Here is a 671-nt window from a genome sequence, read left to right as displayed (position 1 = left end):
AGCGAAAGCCCTTCAGACGCGGCATGCTGGATGGAATGTTCATTCATTGCATTTAGTCGTCGTCGAAATGCCAGACAACTTGGCAATACCGCAGTTAGTCCAGCCGACACGATAAGAAAGGTCGCAATTACAATCGATATCGAAATCGTCAGAATGGCACGGCCATGCCGAACCAAGTTCTCTCGGGTTAAAGATCCTCCAAGAAGAAACGCGACCATCGTCAAGGCCACAATGGATACCTCGTCGAACCAAATGGCAACGTCGAGTGGGATCAACCCCATCCCGGCGTTCCCTGCGATCAGACCGAGGAAAAGTAAGGTTGTAACACGAGGAAGATGCGTGGCCCTGCCAAGCTGGTCGGCCGCCAATCCGGCAAGGAAGAGGACACCAAGGGTAATCAGAAAGCCGGCAACGTGCATAGAAAACCAAGCGTTAAGTTCATGTCTAGACTACTCTAACTCCAACTCCGCCTACTAGGGTCAGGATGCATTGATTTCCCGAGCGCTGCGTGATTCACGGCTCCGAAAACAGAGCGGTGACATGAGCAGTCTTTTCTGGCTGACCGACGCACAGATGGCGTGTCTGAAACCCTACTTTCCAAAGTCGCACGGTAAGCCAAGGGTCGACGACAGGCGGATTCTGAGCGGGATAATTTTCATCAACCGCAATGG

General features: G+C 52.3%; 1 protein-coding gene and 1 pseudogene. One reads left to right on the top strand and one right to left on the bottom strand.

Annotated elements, in window-relative coordinates; all coding sequences use genetic code 11:
- Positions 1–419, bottom strand: a pseudogene (locus tag ACR0ID_RS20450) (hypothetical protein); the annotation flags it as partial.
- Between the two features lie 121 nt (positions 420–540).
- Between ACR0ID_RS20450 and ACR0ID_RS20445 the strand changes: the two are divergent.
- On the top strand, positions 541–671 hold a 131-nt coding region (locus ACR0ID_RS20445), incomplete at its 3' end, for a transposase (protein WP_480608441.1).

The organism is Ruegeria sp. AL2, from assembly GCF_056540845.1.
The sequence above is the reverse complement of the archived record's forward strand: the minus strand, read 5'-3'. Positions and strand labels throughout refer to the sequence as shown.